General features: G+C 46.5%; 11 protein-coding genes, 2 tRNA genes, 3 rRNA genes and 1 pseudogene. 8 read left to right on the top strand and 9 right to left on the bottom strand.

Annotated elements, in window-relative coordinates; genetic code table 11:
- Positions 1 to 17 precede the first annotated feature (17 nt).
- From pstA to HWN40_RS13130, 3 genes are read right to left on the bottom strand one after another with little or no spacing between them, the layout of a single operon-like run.
- A complete protein-coding gene (gene pstA / locus HWN40_RS13140; protein ID WP_176966149.1) occupies positions 18 to 875 on the bottom strand; it encodes a phosphate ABC transporter permease PstA in 858 nt (285 codons plus the stop codon).
- 5 nt (positions 876 to 880) lie between these two features.
- Positions 881 to 1,768, bottom strand: a complete 888-nt coding sequence (pstC, locus tag HWN40_RS13135; RefSeq protein ID WP_176966148.1) for a phosphate ABC transporter permease subunit PstC — start codon at positions 1,766 to 1,768, stop codon at positions 881 to 883.
- A gap of 22 nt (positions 1,769 to 1,790) precedes the next feature.
- Entirely contained in the window at positions 1,791 to 2,693 is a 903-nt protein-coding gene (locus HWN40_RS13130) for a PstS family phosphate ABC transporter substrate-binding protein (RefSeq protein WP_176966147.1), read from the bottom strand.
- A gap of 245 nt (positions 2,694 to 2,938) precedes the next feature.
- On the opposite strand from HWN40_RS13130, the gene HWN40_RS13125 reads away from it, so the two are divergent.
- Positions 2,939 to 4,306 (top strand): dihydroorotase, encoded by a 1,368-nt coding sequence (locus tag HWN40_RS13125; RefSeq protein ID WP_176966146.1) that lies wholly within the window; start codon positions 2,939 to 2,941, stop codon positions 4,304 to 4,306.
- A gap of 83 nt (positions 4,307 to 4,389) precedes the next feature.
- The gene (locus HWN40_RS13120) at positions 4,390 to 5,298 is read left to right on the top strand and encodes an RAD55 family ATPase (protein WP_176966145.1); all 909 of its coding nucleotides are present in this window, start codon (positions 4,390 to 4,392) and stop codon (positions 5,296 to 5,298) included.
- Here the strand turns inward: HWN40_RS13120 and HWN40_RS13115 are convergent.
- From HWN40_RS13115 to eif1A, 4 genes and pseudogenes are all read right to left on the bottom strand, one after another.
- Positions 5,284 to 5,976, bottom strand: a complete 693-nt coding sequence (locus HWN40_RS13115) for a DUF1614 domain-containing protein (RefSeq protein WP_176966144.1) — start codon at positions 5,974 to 5,976, stop codon at positions 5,284 to 5,286. The genes HWN40_RS13120 and HWN40_RS13115 overlap by 15 nt on opposite strands.
- 64 nt (positions 5,977 to 6,040) lie before the next feature.
- Positions 6,041 to 6,577 (bottom strand): KH domain-containing protein, encoded by a 537-nt coding sequence (locus HWN40_RS13110; protein WP_176966143.1) that lies wholly within the window; start codon positions 6,575 to 6,577, stop codon positions 6,041 to 6,043.
- 22 nt (positions 6,578 to 6,599) lie between these two features.
- Positions 6,600 to 7,406 (bottom strand): serine protein kinase RIO, encoded by an 807-nt coding sequence (locus HWN40_RS13105; RefSeq protein WP_176966142.1) that lies wholly within the window; start codon positions 7,404 to 7,406, stop codon positions 6,600 to 6,602.
- 3 nt (positions 7,407 to 7,409) lie between these two features.
- A pseudogene (gene eif1A / locus HWN40_RS13100) lies at positions 7,410 to 7,730 on the bottom strand (translation initiation factor eIF-1A).
- A 710-nt stretch (positions 7,731 to 8,440) separates the two neighbouring features.
- Here eif1A and HWN40_RS13095 point away from each other — a divergent pair.
- The 5 genes from HWN40_RS13095 to rrf all read left to right on the top strand — a co-directional run bounded on the left by HWN40_RS13095 (position 8,441) and on the right by rrf (position 13,447).
- Positions 8,441 to 9,915: ribosomal RNA gene (locus HWN40_RS13095) — 16S ribosomal RNA — on the top strand.
- 84 nt (positions 9,916 to 9,999) lie between these two features.
- A tRNA-Ala gene (locus tag HWN40_RS13090) sits at positions 10,000 to 10,072 on the top strand.
- Positions 10,073 to 10,202: 130 nt separating this feature from the next.
- Positions 10,203 to 13,131, top strand: a 23S ribosomal RNA gene (locus tag HWN40_RS13085).
- A gap of 98 nt (positions 13,132 to 13,229) precedes the next feature.
- Positions 13,230 to 13,301, top strand: a tRNA-Cys gene (locus HWN40_RS13080).
- 24 nt (positions 13,302 to 13,325) lie between these two features.
- Positions 13,326 to 13,447 (top strand): 5S ribosomal RNA (gene rrf, locus HWN40_RS13075).
- Together the 16S, 23S and 5S rRNA genes with 2 tRNA genes alongside form the textbook arrangement of a ribosomal RNA operon.
- A 340-nt stretch (positions 13,448 to 13,787) precedes the next feature.
- Here the strand turns inward: rrf and HWN40_RS13070 are convergent.
- Complete coding sequence (locus HWN40_RS13070; RefSeq protein ID WP_176966141.1) at positions 13,788 to 15,146, bottom strand: sodium-dependent transporter; 1,359 nt, start codon at positions 15,144 to 15,146, stop codon at positions 13,788 to 13,790.
- Positions 15,147 to 15,304: 158 nt separating this feature from the next.
- On the opposite strand from HWN40_RS13070, the gene HWN40_RS13065 reads away from it, so the two are divergent.
- A complete protein-coding gene (locus HWN40_RS13065; protein WP_176966140.1) occupies positions 15,305 to 16,732 on the top strand; it encodes a dihydrolipoyl dehydrogenase in 1,428 nt (475 codons plus the stop codon).
- A 161-nt stretch (positions 16,733 to 16,893) separates the two neighbouring features.
- Here the strand turns inward: HWN40_RS13065 and HWN40_RS13060 are convergent, their stop codons facing one another.
- Positions 16,894 to 18,429, bottom strand: a complete 1,536-nt coding sequence (locus HWN40_RS13060; protein WP_176966139.1) for an alkaline phosphatase — start codon at positions 18,427 to 18,429, stop codon at positions 16,894 to 16,896.
- Positions 18,430 to 18,482: the final 53 nt, after the last annotated feature.

Raw genomic sequence — 18,482 nt, 5'->3', positions numbered from 1 at the left:
CTAAATTATGATTGTGATTACCGTTTTATCTTCTTCTTGTAGTGGTTTCTGATAGTGACGGCCAGCAGGTTCACTCCAAGGACTATTAACAGCAGTACAAGTGCGGTTCCGTATTGAATGGGTCTTGTTTGTGAGATGTTGGTACCTGCGGTTGCAAGCACGAACAGGTGGTATGGCAATGCCATGAACTGTGAGAATACCGAATCCGGTAACCTTGGAAGGAAATAAGCTGCACCAGTAAGCAAAATTGGCGCAGTTTCTCCTGCTACTCTTCCTACACTGAGTATTGCACCTGTTACCATTCCGGGTATTGCTGCCGGGAGGACAACCTTGCGTATTGTCTGCCATTTGGTTACTCCCAGGGCGAGTGACGCTTCTCTGTATTCCTTTGGTACGGTAATGAGGGCTTCCTGGCTTGCTCTTATAATAACCGGCAGGATCAGCAATGCAAGAGTTAACGAGGCTGAAAGTATTGCTGGGCCGAAGCCAAAGTATTTTACGAACATCGCAAGTCCGAACAGTCCGAAAACCACCGATGGCGTTCCCGCAAGATTATTTATCGCGAGTTCTATGGTCCATGTGGTCCTTCCTGGCTTTGCGTATTCATTCAGGTAGATCGCTGCAAGAATACCCACAGGAAGTGCAACTGCCATGGATATCACTATCAGGTAGACAGTTCCGACAATAGCGGGATATATGCCTCCCTCTGTCATCCTGCTTCGTGGCATCTCTGTTATGAAGTCAATGCTAAGTGCACCGAGTCCGTTGTAGAGTACATAAGCCAGTATGGCAATGACGAAAAAGACAACCAGTGCAGCGGAGAGCCTAAGTATTGTAAATGCTATCTTTTCATTTGTTTTGGGATTGAATAACATCGCTATCACAGGTTGAATTTGTATCTCTTTTTTATGTTGCTGGCTACAACACTTATGATGAATGTGATTATGAACAGCACAGAACCAACAGCGAACAGTGCATGGAAGTGTTCACTTCCCTGAGGCACCTCTCCCATTTCAAGGGCTATGGTGGCTGTCATGGTCCTGACCGGATCGAACAGTCCCGAGGGGAATCCCGGTATCACCGCTGCATTTCCTGTTACCATCATGACTGTCATGGTCTCGCCGATGGCACGTCCTATGCCAAGCATTACCGCTGCTGATATTCCTGAGAGTGCAGCGGGTATTGTTACCTTGTAGATGGTCTGCCATTTAGTGGATCCAAGTGCCAGCGATCCTTCCTTGATGGCTCGCGGGACAGAACTGATTGCATCTTCCGATATTGATATTATGGTGGGCAATGCCATTATCCCCAGCATTATGGATCCTGTAAGTGCCGTTTGTCCCGTACGAAGGTCCAGAGCATCCTGTAACAATGGTACAAGTACTACCAGGCCAAAGAATCCGAAGACCACTGATGGGATACCTGCAAGAATCTCTGTGAAGGGCTTGAGTATGCCGGCAATGCGAGGGTCCGCAAGTTCGGAGATGTAGATTGCTGCGGCTATTCCAAGAGGAACTGAGAATAATATGGCTCCAATAGTTACAATTACGGAACCAAGGAACAAAGGTACCAGGCCGAACAATGGTGGGCTGGATGTGGGATACCATCTCTCACCTGTAAGGAAGTCTATAACTGACTCATCCTGGAAAAGAAGAATTCCGTCCCGGAATAAAAAAAGACAGAGAAGGAAAAGAGCTATTACCGCCACTGCTCCAGAAACGAAGAGCAGTGACTCGATCGCCTTTTCCTTTTTATTCCTTTTTATCATTTCTTTCCCTTTTAGGAGTTACTCAGGCTACAGGGAAATATCCTATTTCTGAGACAATTTCCTGTCCGGTCGGGCTCAGTACGAAGTCGATGAATTCTCCTTCAAGGCCTTCAGGCTCACCATTGGTGTAGTACTGCAGTGGTCTTGCAAGAGGATAGTCTCCACTGATTATGTTCTCAGGGTTAGCTTCTACGAATCCGTCTCCACCGTCAAGTGAGAGTGCCTTTGTGCTTTCATCAAGGTATGCAAATCCGATGTAGCCGATTGCACCCTCATTCTGGGAGACTTCCTGAACAATTGCACCGGTGGTTGGCTGGGTGATTGCGTCCTGGCGGTATTCCTCATCGAGAAGAACTTCTTCCTTGAAGTATCCGTATGTTCCTGAACTGCTGTCACGGCTCATTACTGCAATTTCCTGGTTATCTCCGCCAACTTCTTCCCAGTTGCTGATACTTCCGTCGTAGATTCCTTTAAGCTGTTCAAAGGTGAGTTCACTGACAGGATTATCAGGGTTGACTATGACTGCAATACCATCGATTGCAATTTGAGTTCTCACTGGATCAATTCCATTGGCCTGTGCATTTTCTATCTCTGAGTCTTTCATGAGCCTTGAGGCCATTGCGATCTCTACTTCACCGTCGATAAGTGCTGCAATACCTACTCCTGACCCTCCGCCAATGACGGTAACACTTGCTTCAGGGTTTTCCATCATGAAATCTTCAGCTTCTGCCTGGGTCAGTGGAAGTACGGTGTCAGAACCCTTTACTATTATACTTCCGGATGCTGAGTCTCCTGTAGTTGTTGCTCCGGCTTCTTCCTCTGTATCTTCTCCCTGGTCCACACAGCCAACACCGGCAAATGCAGACACTAGAATGAGTAATACAATAGAACAGATGGAGATGTTTCTTAAAAACTTCTTGTCCATTTTATTTCTTCTCCTTTTGGTTTTGTACTATATGATTGATTTTATGCCAGGTGAACCAACACGAAAAGACTACATAAAAATTATGTATGTACAATATATAATCCTATACACATCCAGATAGTAATCATATTCTATATAGCACCTATTGTGATTATATATTATTACTAGGTCGGTGTCAGGTAAAAATGAGATATGTACATCCTGTATCATAAAATGCATATACTCTGAAAAAGATACTTGCTGTCATGCCAGATATCCTGATTAAGAATACAAAAGTTTATGTGAATAATTATCTCCAGCCTGCCGAAGTTCTCATTGAGGACGGGAAGATCATTAAGATCGCAAGGCAGATAGATGCTCAAAGATTGAATGAGGTCATAGATGCAAAGGGCGCCCTGACGCTGCCTGCGGGAATTGACGCACATGTGCATTTCAGGGAACCTGGTCTTATAGAGAAGGAAGACTGGTACACAGGTTCCTGCTCTGCCGCAGCAGGTGGCGTTACGACAGTCATCGATCACCCAAATACCATTCCCCCGACAATCGATAAGAAGTCCTTCAGGGAGAAGGTCAAACTTGCAAACAGAAAATCAATAATCGATTTTGGGATATACGGAGGAGTTACCGGTAATATTGAAAAGCTTCCTGAACTCTGGGAACTTGGTGCTACAGCTTTTGGTGAGATCTTTATGGCCGAGTCCACAGGAGCACTCAATATCAGTGAAGAAACCCTTGATGAGGCACTGGCTGTTATCAAAGAGCTCGGTGCCATGGCCTGCATCCATGCCGAGGATGAGAAGATACGGCAGGAGTGTGAGGCTTACCTGAAAAATGATTTCACTCCCCAGTCACACTCCAGGGCGAGGCCAAATCTGTGTGAGGCTTTTGCTGCTGAGAAGGCTTTAAAGCTTGCAAAGAAGCATGGAACTCAGACTCATTTCTGTCATATCAGTGCATTTGAGACCGTGGGTCTTCTGCGTAAGGAGAAATACCTTCAGCAGAGTTCCGGCGCCCCCTGCAATGTCACCAGTGAGGTAACTCCTCACCATCTATTCCTGTCAACCAGGGACTGGGAGCGCCTTGGTTCATTCGGTAAAATGAACCCTCCATTGAGGGATCGCCGCAATCCTAAAATGCTTCTGAACGCCTTGAACGATGGTACTATAGATATAGTGGCAACAGACCATGCTCCGCATACGGAGGCTGAAAAAGACGTTGGCATAAAATCAGCACCATCAGGTGTTCCGGGTGTGGAGACATTCCTGCCTTTAATGCTTGTGGCAGTTAAGAGAAATCTTATCCCCATCGGACGGATGATCGATGTAACAAGCAAAAATCCCGCAAGGATATTCGGACTCAACCGCTATTCCAAGGGAATATTTGCCGAAGGTTATGATGCGGACCTGATCATTGTGGACCCCTCAAATATTACTACCATAAAAGGGGATAATCTCCACAGTAAGGCTGGCTGGACGCCTTATGAGGGAATGGATGGCATTTTCCCTGAACACACCCTTTCAAGGGGTGAAATCATCTGGGACGGTGAGGTCCTGGCATCACGTGGACATGGCAGCTTCCTGCCCGGAAAAGGACTGATCTCTGAAGAAGACTAAGTATGTACATAATAAATTGGGTATGTACATAAAACCATAACCTTTTAAATATATAAAACGATATTAATGTTCACGGTGGTGTGATGAAAACAAAATTCCCCATCCATACTACATTAAGTGCAGATGCGATCAAGGTCCTTGAACGATACGAAAAAGAACTTGGTGCGAAAAACGTCGTACTGGAAAAAGCTCTTCTTAATCTAGATACTACCCGATTTAAAGCAAAACTTGATACACAGAACATTGACAAACTGATAAAACGTATAAATACCGGTATACCCGGCCTGGATGACTTCCTTGAGGGAGGTATCCCAAAAGGCTTTGCGGTCATTGTTACCGGTCCCCCTGGTACTGGAAAGACTACCTTTTCAATGCAGTATCTCATGGAGGGGGTTAAAAATGGAGAGAGATGCATCTTTTTCTCATTCGAGGAAAGGGCGCAACAGCTCGTGCAACATTTCACCCGTTTCGGCTGGGATGTGGGCAAGTACATCGACGATGGCTATCTCGAGATATTCGGTATTTCCATGCTGACTTCGGAAGAAATGATAGAGATCATCGATTCACATAAACCCGAACGTGTGGTGTTTGATTCTCTGAACGTTCTTACGGCCCCGGCAGATTTCCGCACATCCACGGCATGGAGGAGTCTGCACAGGTTGCTCAAGAAGAACATGATCACTTCTCTTCTTGTTACTGAAAAGTCACATGGCATTGAAAGGAAAGAGTTCGATGATTTTGATTTCCTGGGTGATGGTGTGGTTTTCCTCGATTTCATTCAGACGAACGATATTGATACTACGCCCATGCCTGTTATGGCCGTGCAGAAGATGCGGGCAACCCGGGTTGACCATACGCCGCAACCTTTCAGGTTCACAAATTCCGGAATAGCCAAGTATCGCGCACTCAATATCCCTTCGCAGACATTGCAACAGAGGATTGAGAAAAGAAGGGCAGAAAGACTGGGTATTGAAAAATCAGCTGAAATGTGATAGAAGGCTTGCAAGAATGGCAGTGACATATATTGCTCTGAAGCTGCCTGCCCCTCCTATACTGATATAGGCACTACCACTGTTCTCTTTGTTAAAGGCAATGACTGATGCTATTGTTCCGATCAGTATGCCTCCTATTCCTGCAATGAAAGTCACGGATCCTGCATTCTGAGGTTCAATAAGCAGTGAGAATGGCACTGCTATGATGCCTATATATTGCGGGACAACTATTCCTACGCCGTTGATCATCTCTGACAGAAAACTGACTGCTACTATTATTATAAGCATCACTTCAAGGGCAGTGATGTTTGCTTCTGTCAGAAAAAGATAGGTGATCGCAAACAGGGGGATTATAAGTCCGCCAAAGTTCAGGGTTATGGTGGTATCAAAAACCCTTTCTTTGCCGATGTTCAGTTCCCTGACAACAGGGACTGAAAAAATATATTCGATAAAAGGAGCAAACCTAGTAAGCTGCTCTGTTTTTTTGGTCCTGGTCTTAAGGACCGGTATCTCTACAAAAGAGCCTGCAAGCATCAGTATAAGTATTGCCAGAAGCGGATAAGCAGATATGGTTCCGATGGAAAGTTCCTGATTGTAACAGAGGATGGTAATCGGTAGCAATATCAGGATAAAACCTGCATACATTTTGATATCGGATCTGTTGATATATCCTCGCATTTATCCACCGGTCTTATATCGACTTTAATACATTTAAATATTTTTGTTAAAATATAATACTAAATCAGTAATAGTCGAGCTGGGATTGCAGGAGTTCCTGTCTCTTTTTCTCAAGGAAACTGTAAACGGTTCCGTGCGGTGCACCGTCAACAAGCATCTCTATGGCCGTTCTGGCAATCTGGTTCTGCTCTGGGTTTCCGATGATACTGACAGTTTTGCCGTAAACCGATATCTTTACTCCTATCAGCCTTTCGGTAATCTCTCTTGTCTTACCGCCCTTGCCTATTATCCGGCCTTTGAGACGAAGCAGATCCTTCTGGGTACTTGCGATCTTTGAAAGGTCTATGACCTCAAGCATTATCAGGTCATCGTCAAGCATGGATATGGTCTTGTCAGGATTGAATCCTCGTGCGATGGCATTTACGACTTCTGCGGCCCGCAGGGCACCTACAGGGTCATCTCCCTGAATAATCTCCACCACTCCGCTCTCACTATCGATGTCAAGTTTTGCATCTGACTTGCTCTCGATCAATTCTTTAACGCTTCCCTTTGGGCCTATGATGGCACCTATTCTGTCTTTGGGAACTTTTACATGTGTCATAGTGAATCTACCGTTTCAGTAATTATGATAATTTATTGGTCTTTTGTTTTATTTCCTTCATGCTCGAGTAGATATCTTCAGCCTGCTCTTTGATACCGTATCGTTTAAAGAAGCGCAGTATGTTCTCTATGTCCCGCATCAGGAATTCCCTTGCTTTGGGATGCTCGAGCGTTACGGATTGACCCATATCGATAAAGATGGGTTCCATTGTACGTGGGTTCACTATTATATTATATTCGCTCAAATCTCCGTGTACGAGATTTGCTTTCACGTAAAGAAGTTCCACATATCTGATCACGGTGTCAAAAATAAGCTTTGCATCTTCCGGATCAAGATTAACGTCTTTTAACAGGGGGTAAGCTTTGCCTTCCTCTCCTAAAAACTCCATCATGAGCACGTTGCGCTCGGCATGGACGGGCTCCGGGACTCTAACTCCTGCTTCTTTTGCGCGCGTGAGGTTTCTGTGTTCTTTTTTTGTCCATGCGAAGATTATGTCCTTTTTTGCATGCCTCACGTTACGAAACCTGGGATCTCCAAGGATGTACTCTTCCATGGATCTGAAAGTACTGGATGAGATTCTGTATATCTTTACTGCAATGTCGCCGTCTTTGCCTTCTCCGAGAAAAACGTTGGCTTCTTTGCCAGTACTGATGGATCCTCCGATGGCATTGAGGATTCCCTTGTTAGATACGGTGTAAAGTATCTTCAGGGTTGCGTCATCAAATACATTCTCCTTTACCTTGAGAGTATTTGTGTCTTTGCGACGCATACGCATTTTATCGACTTTGGTGTCGATCCGTTGCACCCTTTTTGCAACTTCTTTTTTCATGGATCAACCTTTAAGGTAACCTTTGCGTTCCAGCCAGTTTGCCTGTGGACGGGTGTATTTCCAGATTACGTCCGCTTTTTCGTCCTGGAATTCCCACGGAACTGCAAGTACAATGTCACCTTCGCGTATCTATGTTTTCTTCTTCATTGAACCAGGGATCCTGCCCATTCTTACAACGCCGTCCATGCATCTGAGTCTTACACGGTTTGCCCCGAGCATGCTCTCGACTGTTGCAAGTACTTCGTTGTTCTCTTTGCGTGGGGTTCTTACTCTGGTTACTGCGGTTTCACCCGCGCTTCTGGTACTATGCTTCTTTCTCTGCAGTTATGATTCCTCATTTAGGTTTATCTTTCTCGGATTTGAATACTTATTGTATCATATGTTGTTAAATCTTGTGTACATGTGGCTGTTTTTCAGATGACTTTAATCTATTTCAAATTAATTAAATACGTGAGTTTTATATACTAGTGCACGTATCTAGGTATCCCTGCAAAGGTGGCTTTTGTAGGTGCTTCGTGCACTACTCTTGCTGAATTTTGCAGTTAGAAAGGCATTCCACAAGTCTTATATCGGATTAAATCTTACAGTTATAATCCGAGTGGAAATGTGGTTATTGCCACGAACATTCATAAATGCTAACAATCTTTGCCTGCGTTCTTCGGAATGCAAAGGTATATATACGATTGCAGCGTTAGAAAGTCTCCGCGCATCCGTGCGCGAAAATGACTCAAAAAAGAAGTCGGTCAAAGTCTTCGGCCTTGATGGTCGGAAGGTTTATATATGATCGCTGCCTTGTAGGAGTCCTCGCGCAATGCGCGAAAATCAATTACAATCACCGCCTTATAACAAGTGGAGGCAGGAGTTATTTCCTGTCTGACGTTGGATTTGGCAGTTCGGTTAATTCTGACCGGTAGTGCATAATACACTACATAAGGAATTAACCAAACTTATGTGCAGAAAGGAAAATTCTCTCAAATAGAATTTCTCCGATCGATTCCTTAAAATGACTTCCAAAATTTTGTGTGTGATCAACAATTCTGGTTGATCCTGCCAGAGGTTACTGCTATCAGTGTTCGATTAAGCCATGCGAGTCAAATGTTCTTCGTGAACATGGCGTACTGCTCAGTAACACGTGGATAACCTGCCCTAAGGTCCGGCATAACCCCGGGAAACTGGGGATAATACCGGATAAACCATAGATACTGGAATGTTCTGTGGTTAAAAGTTCCGGCGCCTTAGGATGGATCTGCGGCCTATCAGGTAGTAGTGGGTGTAAAGTACCTACTAGCCGACGACGGGTACGGGTTGTGAGAGCAAGAGCCCGGAGATGGATTCTGAGACATGAATCCAGGCCCTACGGGGCGCAGCAGGCGCGAAATCTTTACAATGCGGGAAACCGCGATAAGGGGACACTGAGTGCCAGCATATTATGCTGGCTGTCCACCTGTATAAATCACAGGTGTTAGCAAGGGCCGGGCAAGACCGGTGCCAGCCGCCGCGGTAACACCGGCGGCCCGAGTGGTAGCCACTATTATTGGGTCTAAAGGGTCCGTAGCCGGTTTGATCAGTCTTCCGGGAAATCTGACAGCTCAACTGTTAGGCTTCCGGGGGATACTGTCAGGCTTGGGACCGGGAGAGGTAAGAGGTACTACAGGGGTAGGAGTGAAATCTTGTAATCCCTGTGGGACCACCAGTGGCGAAGGCGTCTTACCAGAACGGGTCCGACGGTGAGGGACGAAAGCTGGGGGCACGAACCGGATTAGATACCCGGGTAGTCCCAGCCGTAAACGATGCTCGCTAGGTGTCTGGGATGGTGCGACCGTTTCAGGTGCCGCAGGGAAGCCGTGAAGCGAGCCACCTGGGAAGTACGGCCGCAAGGCTGAAACTTAAAGGAATTGGCGGGGGAGCACTACAACGGGTGGAGCCTGCGGTTTAATTGGACTCAACGCCGGAAAACTCACCTGGGGCGACAGCAATATGTAGGTCAGGCTGAAGGTCTTACCTGAATCGCTGAGAGGAGGTGCATGGCCGTCGTCAGTTCGTACTGTGAAGCATCCTGTTAAGTCAGGCAACGAGCGAGACCCGTGCCCACTGTTGCCAGCATATCCTTCGGGATGATGGGTACTCTGTGGGGACCGCTGGTGCTAAACCAGAGGAAGGTGCGGGCTACGGTAGGTCAGTATGCCCCGAATCTCCAGGGCTACACGCGGGCTACAATGACCGGGACAATGGGCTCCTACCCCGAAAGGGGTTGGTAATCTCATAAACCCGGCCGTAGTTCGGATCGAGGGCTGCAACTCGCCCTCGTGAAGCTGGAATCCGTAGTAATCGCGTTTCAATATAGCGCGGTGAATACGTCCCTGCTCCTTGCACACACCGCCCGTCAAACCACCCGAGTGAGGTATGGGTGAGGGCACGAACTTTGTGTCGTGTTCGAACCTAAATTTCGCAAGGGGGGTTAAGTCGTAACAAGGTAGCCGTAGGGGAATCTGCGGCTGGATCACCTCCTAAGCAGATCGGCACAAAGCCGATCACCACTTACCGGTCAGAAATCGATAAACTGCCAGATCCAATACACAAGCGGGACGCTCAAGGGCTTGTAGATCAGTTGGAAGATCGTCGCCTTTGCAAGGCGAAGGCCCTGGGTTCGAATCCCAGCAAGTCCATTTAATTATTAGTGCACCAGGCAAGTAATTTTGCCAGGGAAGGATGAAGTGTTCACATCCCCAATGTCGAACACAATGAGATCATTATAAGCATGCATATATCAGACGCTCACTGGATAAAGTGAGGTGGACTCTGGTAATTATGCCTTCAGGTGGATGGCTCGGCTCAAGTGCTGACGAGGGACGTGCCAAGCTGCGATATGCCCAGGGTAGGTGCATGGAACCGATGAACCTGGGATCTCCTAATGGGTCTTCCTGATGCGTTTTGCGCATCGATCAGCAATGATCGGGAACGCCCCGAACTGAAACATCTTAGTAGGGGCAGGAAAAGAAATCGAAGAGATGCCGCTAGTAATGGCGAATGAACACGGTATAGTTCAAACTGAATCCCGCCGGTAACGGACGGGAGATGTGGTGTTATAGGCTTTTTCTAAAGATCCCACTTGATCATAACCGAATTTCTCTGGAACGTGAAACCAAAGAGTGTGAAAGTCACGTAGGTATTGATCAAAGGATCTGGATTTTGTCCTGAGTAGCGTGGGTCGGAATTCCCGCGCGAATTTGGGAGGCACCAACTTCCAAAACTAAATACATCTTGAGACCGATAGCGAACTAGTAGGGTGACCGAAAACTGAAAAGTACCCCAAAAAGGGAGGTTAAAAGTGCCTGAAACCTGGAGGCGATGGAGCGATATGGCATGAAAGGATCTGTGATACGAAGGAAACAGTCGCGAGGCTGCTGTACGAGTATCATTGCCGATGTCATATCTTACGTTTTGAAGAACGGGCCAGGGAGTGTATTAGAATGGCGAAGGCTAACTTTTAAATTAGGAAGCCGAAGCGAAAGCAACATGCTCGCAACCCTTGTGGTGAGGAGCGACGTATACAAGTGCGTGGAGTCATTGTGATACGACCCGAAGCCGGGTGATCTAGGCGTGGGCAGGTTGAAGCGTGGCGAAAGCTACGTGGAGGACCGCAAGCGGTATTGATCTGCAAATCATTCGTGTGACCTGCGTCTTGGAGTGAAAGGCTAATCAAACCCGGCATCAGCTGGTTCCTTCCGAAACATGTCGTAGCATGACCTGACTGGAGATAGTCGGTGGAGTAGAGCACTGATTGGAGATCCTGGGGGAGAAATCCCTCACTCTCCTGCCAAACTCCAAAACCACCGTCGTCTTAGAAGGTCGGAGTCCGGGCTACTGGGGTAAGCTTGTAGTCCGTAAGGGAGACAACCCAGCCCGTGGTTAAGGTCCCAAAGTGTCGACTAAGTGTTAATACTAAAGGGTGTCCTAAGCCCTAGACAGCTGGAAGGTTAGCTTAGAAGCAGCTACCCTTTAAAGAGTGCGTAACAGCCCACCAGTCGAGGTTTAGGGCCCCGAAAATGGACGGGGCTCAAGTCGACCACCGATACCACGGAGCACCGTAAAGGTGATCTTGTAGGAAGGCGTTGCGCTCGGGCAGAAGCAGGGCTGTGAAGTCCTGTGGACCGTGCGGAAACGAAAATCCTGGTAATAGTAACAGCATAGATAGGTGAGAATCCTATCCGCCGAAGGGGCTAGGTTTCCTCGGCAATGATCGTCAGCCGAGGGTTAGTCGGTCCTAAGTTGTACCGTAATTCGAGTACATCAAAAGGGAAACAGGTTAATATTCCTGTACCATCTGGCAATAAACTGACGTTTTTGGGCAGGCCAAGCGGCGTTGTCGCGCCGTCTAAGCATCGAACTCTGTGGAGAGCCGTAATGGCGAGAAGCAGACGAATATGTTATGGCGAAAGTTGGCTGCACCCGGGAACCCGTGAAAAGGGAGTCAGATGTCCGTACCGAGAACTGACACAGGTGCCCCTAGCTGAAAAGGCTTAGGCGTGTCGGAATATTTTGGCTAAGGGAATTCGGCAAATTAGCTCCGTAACTTCGGGAGAAGGAGTGCCTGCTGTGTAGACAGCAGGTCGCAGTGACAAGAGAGCTCTAACTGTCTAATACCAACATAGGAGATCGCAAACCTGAAAAGGCTAGTACGATCTCTGAATCCTGCTCAGTGCAGGTACCTGAACACCCAGTACAATGGGACGAAGGGCCTGTAAACAGCGGGGGTAACTATGACCCTCTTAAGGTAGCGTAGTACCTTGTCGCTTAATTGGCGACTCGCATGAATGGATCAATGAGAGCTCTACTGTCCCTAGCCAGAGTCCGGTGAAGCTTACTTTCTAGTGCACAGTCTAGAGACCTCTAGGGGGAAGTGAAGACCCCGTAGAGCTTTACTGCAGCCTGTCGCTGGGTTGTGATCTCGGATGTACAGTGTAGGTAGGAGGCGTCGAAGTCGGTGCGCCAGCATCGATGGAGCCACCAATGGGACACTACCCTTCTGAGATTACGATTCTAACTCCGCGAGGAGGACCCCGATAGGTGGGCAGTTTGCCTGGGGCGGGACGCCCTTGAAAAGATATCAAGGGCGCACAATGGTTGACTCAAGTGGGTCGGAAACCTACTGAAGAGTGCAAGAGCATAAGTCAGCCTGACGTTATTCAGCATAGCAGTGGATGACGAGACGAAAGTCGGTTCTAGCGAACTTTTGTGTCCCGCTTGGTGCGGGCCAAAAATGACAGAAAAGTTACCTCGGGGATAATTGAGTTGTTGCCGGCAAGAGCACATATCGACCCGGCAGCTTGCTACTTCGATGTCGGTTCTTTCCATCCTGGCCGTGCAGCAGCGGCCAAGGGTGAGGTTGTTCGCCTATTAAAGGAGATCGTGAGCTGGGTTTAGACCGTCGTGAGACAGGTCGGTTACTATCTACTAGAGGTGTACGTGGTCTGAGGGTAAGCTACCTTTAGTACGAGAGGAACAGGGTAGCGGCGCCACTGGTGTATCGGTTGTCTGACAAGGCATAGCCGAGCAGCTACGCGCTAAGGAATAAGAGCTGAATGCATCTAAGCTCGAAATCTGACCTGAAAAGAGACTGCATTAAGGGTTCCGATAGAAGATCGGTTTGATAGGGTCGGGATGTAAGCACCAAGGCAACGAGGTGTTCAGTCCGCGGCTACTAACCATCCGTGCCTATCTACCTTACTTTGTCCAGGCGAAATCTGATATGTGTATGTGATTATCTTGATCTAAAAGGTAAAGTATTTAAGATACTGGCTACAATGAATTATCGCTCTTTGCGCCAAGGTGGCGGAGCGGCTACGCAATCGCCTGCAGAGCGATTTCATTCCGGTTCGAATCCGGACCTTGGCTTTACCTTCATCATATGTAAGTGAGTCTGGCGGCCATAGCGGCAGGGCAACTCCTGTACCCATCCCGAACACAGAAGATAAGCCTGCCAGCGTTTCGTACTGTACTGAAGTACGAGAGTCTTTGGGAACTACGAATCGCTGCTGGCTCACTTACATTTACTCTAACTTAAACCTACTTTTTCTACTGACTTTTACAATGCTGAGATTAATCTCTGTTATTTACATTGCTTTTTACAAGTTGTCAATCGTTCTTAGCGGAAGCTGTGAGAGTTTTATATGATTTTATCCATTCAAACGTTGTCTGTTCTCGTTAAAAGCGGATTGGCAAAAAAATATCTCTGCATTTGTATTTTACCAGTAATATACACAAAAGCATCTATATACCATCAAAAACGTTCAGTATTTGTTTCTCTCTCGTTCGAAAGTAATGGGGTCAATTGACCCTTGTTACTTTTTTGAGTTTTCTGCATTACTACGTACTTATTACTTACAATATCTCCAGCCATCCCTTTATCATTATCACCAGGATAATAACCGGCAGTACAAAGTTCAGATAGGGTTTTATCCAGAGAGGAAATTTAATTCCTTTTCCTTCATCCACCTCCTCTATGAAATTATCCCATCCCCAACCGAATCTGTAGGTGCAGAAAAGGACAAAGGAGAGTGCACCTATCGGGAGGATAAGATTACTGAAAACAAAGTCCTCAAGATCGATGATGCCGGTTCCGTTTCCAAGAGGTTGTATCCATTTCAGTAATGTAAAACCCAGTGTGCAGGGTAGGGAAAGTATGAAAATACCTGTTGCATTGATCAACGCAGCCTTTTTTCTTCCCCATCCTCTCTCATCCATGGTAAATGCCATGATGTTCTCAAAAACGGCTATCAGTGTCGTCATTGCCGCAAATGACAGGAATACAAAGAAGAAAGTTCCCCATATCTGCCCGCCTGTCATCTGGTTGAATATATTGGGCAGGGTCACAAATATCAGTCCCGGCCCGGAATCCGCAGCAATACCAAAGGCAAAGGCTGCAGGGAATATTACAAGTCCTGTGAGCAGTGCAATTGTCGTATCAAGTGCAACAACATTGATGGATTCACCTGTAAGGCGGCGCTCTTTACCGATGTAGCTTCCGAAGATCGCCATTCCTCCCGCTCCTATGCTGAGTGTGAAAAAAGCCTGTCCCATTGCTGCATTTACAGCTTCCCAGCTCAGTCTTGAAAAATCCGGAAGCAGGTAAAAAGTGATACCCTCTGCTGCTCCGGGCAGCGTCACAGCTCTGACTATAAGTGCAAGCAGGATTACAAACAGACCTGCCATCAGGGATTTACTGGCCTTCTCCACTCCCTTCTGCAGTCCGAGGGAACATACCCAGAATCCGAGGAGCACAGCCAGTGTCATCCAGAATACAAGAGCTTCCGTGTTTCCCAGAAAGCTGCTAAAGAAGGTACCTACTTCTTCAGGTCCCATTCCGTTGAATCTGCCGCTGAGTGAAAAATAAACATACGCAAGTCCCCATCCGGCCACAGTAGTGTAGAACATTGCCAGAAGGAAATTTCCCATCATGGCAAAATAACCAAGTCTGTGCCATTTGCTTCCATCAGGTTCCAGATTCCTCATGGAACCTGCGATATTAAGTCTCCCGCCCCTTCCGATGGAATACTCCATTATAAGTATTGGCAGGCCAAGCAAAAGTAAAAACATCAGATAGACTGTGACAAAGGCGGCACCACCATATTTCCCCGTAATAAAAGGGAATCTCCAGACATTCCCAAGACCGATGGCACATCCTGCTGATATAAGCAGAAATCCGATTCTGCTTGCCAGCTGTTCTCTTTTATCAGGCATCGTTTTTCTCCGTGAGAGGATAATAATACGGTACAATAAATATATTTACTCTGAGTGGCGGTTATTATTTTAAGTTTTTGAGCAGCCGATAGAACCAATAAATAATAGGATTATGTAACTCTAATATCCATAATAAATATCTACTGTGGGGAAATCACATGAAAGAATATGATCTAATCGTTATTGGTACGGGTTCCGGTATGAACTATGTCTATCCTATGATGGATGCGAACCCGGAACTTAAAGTTGCTGTCGTGGATAAGGACGAACCCGGAGGGATATGTCTCACCCGCGGATGCATACCTTCAAAGATACTCCTTTACCCGGCAGAACTTGTGAGAGATATAAAAAAAGCAAAGAATTTCGGTATACGGGCCAGTATCGAAGACATCGATTTCAGGGCTGTCATGGGCAGGATGAGAAACTCCATATCTGAGGACATAGAAAACGTAAAGAAAGGCTATTCCTACAGTGAAAGGATCGATTACTACAGGGATATTGCCAGTTTCACAGCTCCCTATACACTCAGGGTCGGAGACGAAGAGATCAGCGCAGAGATGATATTTCTGTGCACCGGCTCAAAACCCATGATCCCGCCCATTAAGGGACTTGATGATACCGGTTATCTGACAAGTGACACTGTTCTTGAACTTGAGGCACTTCCTGAAAGTCTGGCTATCATCGGTGGAGGCTACATCGCGGCAGAATACGGACATTTTTTCTCTGCAATGGGATCAAAGGTCACGGTCCTCGGAAGAAATCCTTTCTTCATTCCAGGTGAAGAACCGGAAGTCTCGACGCTTGCAAAGAAGATGATGTCGGGTTACATGGATATCATCACAAACTGTGAGGTTCTTGAGGTCAGCTCATCTCCAGAAGGTAAAAAAGTGATCTGCAAAGACCGTGAGACCGATGAGGAGATAATAGTAGTTGCAAGTGAGATACTTGTTGCCACAGGAAGGTCTCCGAATACTGATATCCTGAATCCTGAAAAGGGTGGAATAGAAGTAGATGACAGAGGCTGGATAAAGGTAAATGAACACCTGGAAACTTCGGCAAAGAATGTCTGGGCTTTCGGGGATGCAAATGGGATGTACCTTTTCAAACATGTAGCTAACCATGAATCCACTGTAGTCTATTATAACGCAGTTCTTGGCAAGAAAAAGAGTGTGGATTATCATGCGGTACCCCACGCGGTTTTCTCATATCCTGAAATCGCTGCAGTGGGAATGAATGAGTTCAGGGCCATAGAGGAATACGGAGAAGAGAATATCATAATAGGTTTCTATCGGTTTGAGGAAACCGGAAAAGGTCATGCAATGGACCTTAAGGATGAATTTGTGAAAATAATCATGGAAGCAGAGAATGAAAAAATTCTCGGTGCTCATATAATAGGGCCACATGCTTCAGTACTCATCCATGAGATCACTCCTGTGATATACACTTCCGAACAGAGTGCCCACCCGATAATGCATGCTATGGATATACATCCTTCTCTGAGTGAAGTGATCAAGAGGGCATTTTATTCAAGGATGCATGTAGGCGACTATCACATGATCATGAAGGGTCTGGGTCTTGAGGAGTAAATAGTAATATGCAGCCCATAAGTAAATTGGGTTATTCGTCAGCTTTTAAGGCCTGTTCCTTCATGCAGGTCAGATAGATCAATATTAAATTTGCTGAATATCTCTGCTTGATGGGATATCACTAAAAAAGAAAAGGGAATATAATCCCTTTGATTTTGGCTTTAAGCGTTGTTGATGATCTCGATTGCTTCATGTGGGATGTAGAAATCATCATCTGCGCTGAGTGTTCCATCTCCATCGGCCATCGGGACAGCCACAACGATACCTTCAAGATCGTACTCAGTGCCATCAATTCTCAGGATGTCCTTGCTTATTGGAAGTTCAGCTTCACCGTTGATCACAAGGACCGGGTTTGCAGGGTCGGTTGTATCAAGTGACCACATTCCAGGGAATGCTTCATCAACTTCCACAAAGAGCTCCTCATTTACATCAGCAAGATCGAAGCCGAATGCATCAGCTACACATGTTGCAAGTTCGGTATTGTCAAGGAGTCCGGTTGGCTTGTCGGGACCATACGCCCAGAGAGGTACATCTCCACCAGCATGTCCGCCTGTTGTCCATCCTATCTCTACAGTGCCTTCTTCTCCCTCAATTGGATTAACAAGTTCTTCCACTGTCAGATCTGTGTAAGATGTATCATAGTTTCCTATTGTCATACCACCGGTGTTGTGATCAGGGAAGACTATTACCAGTGTGTGTCCGTCCTGTTCGGCAAAGTCAACAGCAACCTCAACAGCTTCATCAAATGCAAGGAAGTCTGTTACCATGTGTTCAGGGTCGTTTGCGTGTCCTGCCCAGTCAACCTGACTGCCTTCCACCATAAGGAAGAATCCGTCCTTATCCTGAGATAGCAGCTCGATCGCTTTATCAGTCATCTCTGAAATTGAAGGCTCTTCTGTACCCTCGCGGTCGATATCGTAATGCATGTGTCCGCTTGAAAACATTCCCCAGGCCTGGCCTGATTTCAGGGATTCCATTTCATCTGCTGTAGTAACAAACTGGTATCCTTCGTCCAGGAGAACTTCTTTGAGGTTCTCACCATCGTTACGACTGTTACTCAGATAATTCTCTCCGCCTGCAAATACGACATCGATATCCTGGTAGACTATGTGTTCCATTATTTCGCTGTCCATTCCTCTGTCATGTATGTGTACTGCATAAGCTGCAGGTGTTGCATGGGTAACACTGGAAGTTGCAATAAGGCCAGTTGCTTTTCCTTCAAGTTTTGCACCTTCGAGTACTGATGCCACTGGTGCATAAGGCTCGGTCATGTCTTCTGCTTCATATATTGAAAGCAGATCATCGGTCCTTGGTCCTACTCCAAGGAATCTGGCTGTGGTCTTCTCACCTGTTGCAAAGGCTGTTGCAGCAGCAGCAGAACCGGTGATGACCGAGTTTGCCATGTTTGTGGAAACCATTCCTGTGAACATACTGTCAAGCTGCAGTTCCTCTCCACTGTACCAGCGTGCAAGGGTCTGAATATCCTGGTCACATCCGTCTGGTACCATGACAATTACATTCTTTATCTTTGAGTTATCCTTTTGCTTCGTAAGTCCTTTTGCATGCTCTGGAAAATCAATATCATTTTTGTTTTCTCTATCAAATTGTTTTCCAGATACTGCGGAAGCCATGCTTCCGAGCAGAATTAACCCTACGATTGCGAGGGTTACCATAAAATTAATCTTTTGTCTTTCCATATTTGACCAACCTTGGATTGCGAATGAATCCAGCATGGGACTTTACCGGAAAG

The organism is Methanolobus zinderi (assembly GCF_013388255.1).
GTDB classification, from domain to species: domain Archaea; phylum Halobacteriota; class Methanosarcinia; order Methanosarcinales; family Methanosarcinaceae; genus Methanolobus; species Methanolobus zinderi.
Note: the sequence above shows the minus strand (reverse complement) of the source record. Positions and strands in the feature narration are given on the sequence as shown.

What these genes read in the sequence shown, in the direction of transcription:
- pstC (WP_176966148.1), bottom strand. Translation starts at nt 1,768, where the DNA reads ATGATAAAAAGGAATAAAAAGGAAAAGGCGATCGAGTCACTGCTCTTC.
- HWN40_RS13065 (WP_176966140.1), top strand. Translation starts at nt 15,305, where the DNA reads ATGAAAGAATATGATCTAATCGTTATTGGTACGGGTTCCGGTATGAAC.
- HWN40_RS13105 (WP_176966142.1), bottom strand. Translation starts at nt 7,406, where the DNA reads ATGAAAAAAGAAGTTGCAAAAAGGGTGCAACGGATCGACACCAAAGTC.
- HWN40_RS13125 (WP_176966146.1), top strand. Translation starts at nt 2,939, where the DNA reads ATGCCAGATATCCTGATTAAGAATACAAAAGTTTATGTGAATAATTAT.
- HWN40_RS13110 (WP_176966143.1), bottom strand. Translation starts at nt 6,577, where the DNA reads ATGACACATGTAAAAGTTCCCAAAGACAGAATAGGTGCCATCATAGGC.
- pstA (WP_176966149.1), bottom strand. Translation starts at nt 875, where the DNA reads ATGTTATTCAATCCCAAAACAAATGAAAAGATAGCATTTACAATACTT.
- HWN40_RS13130 (WP_176966147.1), bottom strand. Translation starts at nt 2,693, where the DNA reads ATGGACAAGAAGTTTTTAAGAAACATCTCCATCTGTTCTATTGTATTA.
- HWN40_RS13070 (WP_176966141.1), bottom strand. Translation starts at nt 15,146, where the DNA reads ATGCCTGATAAAAGAGAACAGCTGGCAAGCAGAATCGGATTTCTGCTT.
- HWN40_RS13060 (WP_176966139.1), bottom strand. Translation starts at nt 18,429, where the DNA reads ATGGAAAGACAAAAGATTAATTTTATGGTAACCCTCGCAATCGTAGGG.
- HWN40_RS13120 (WP_176966145.1), top strand. Translation starts at nt 4,390, where the DNA reads ATGAAAACAAAATTCCCCATCCATACTACATTAAGTGCAGATGCGATC.
- HWN40_RS13115 (WP_176966144.1), bottom strand. Translation starts at nt 5,976, where the DNA reads ATGCGAGGATATATCAACAGATCCGATATCAAAATGTATGCAGGTTTT.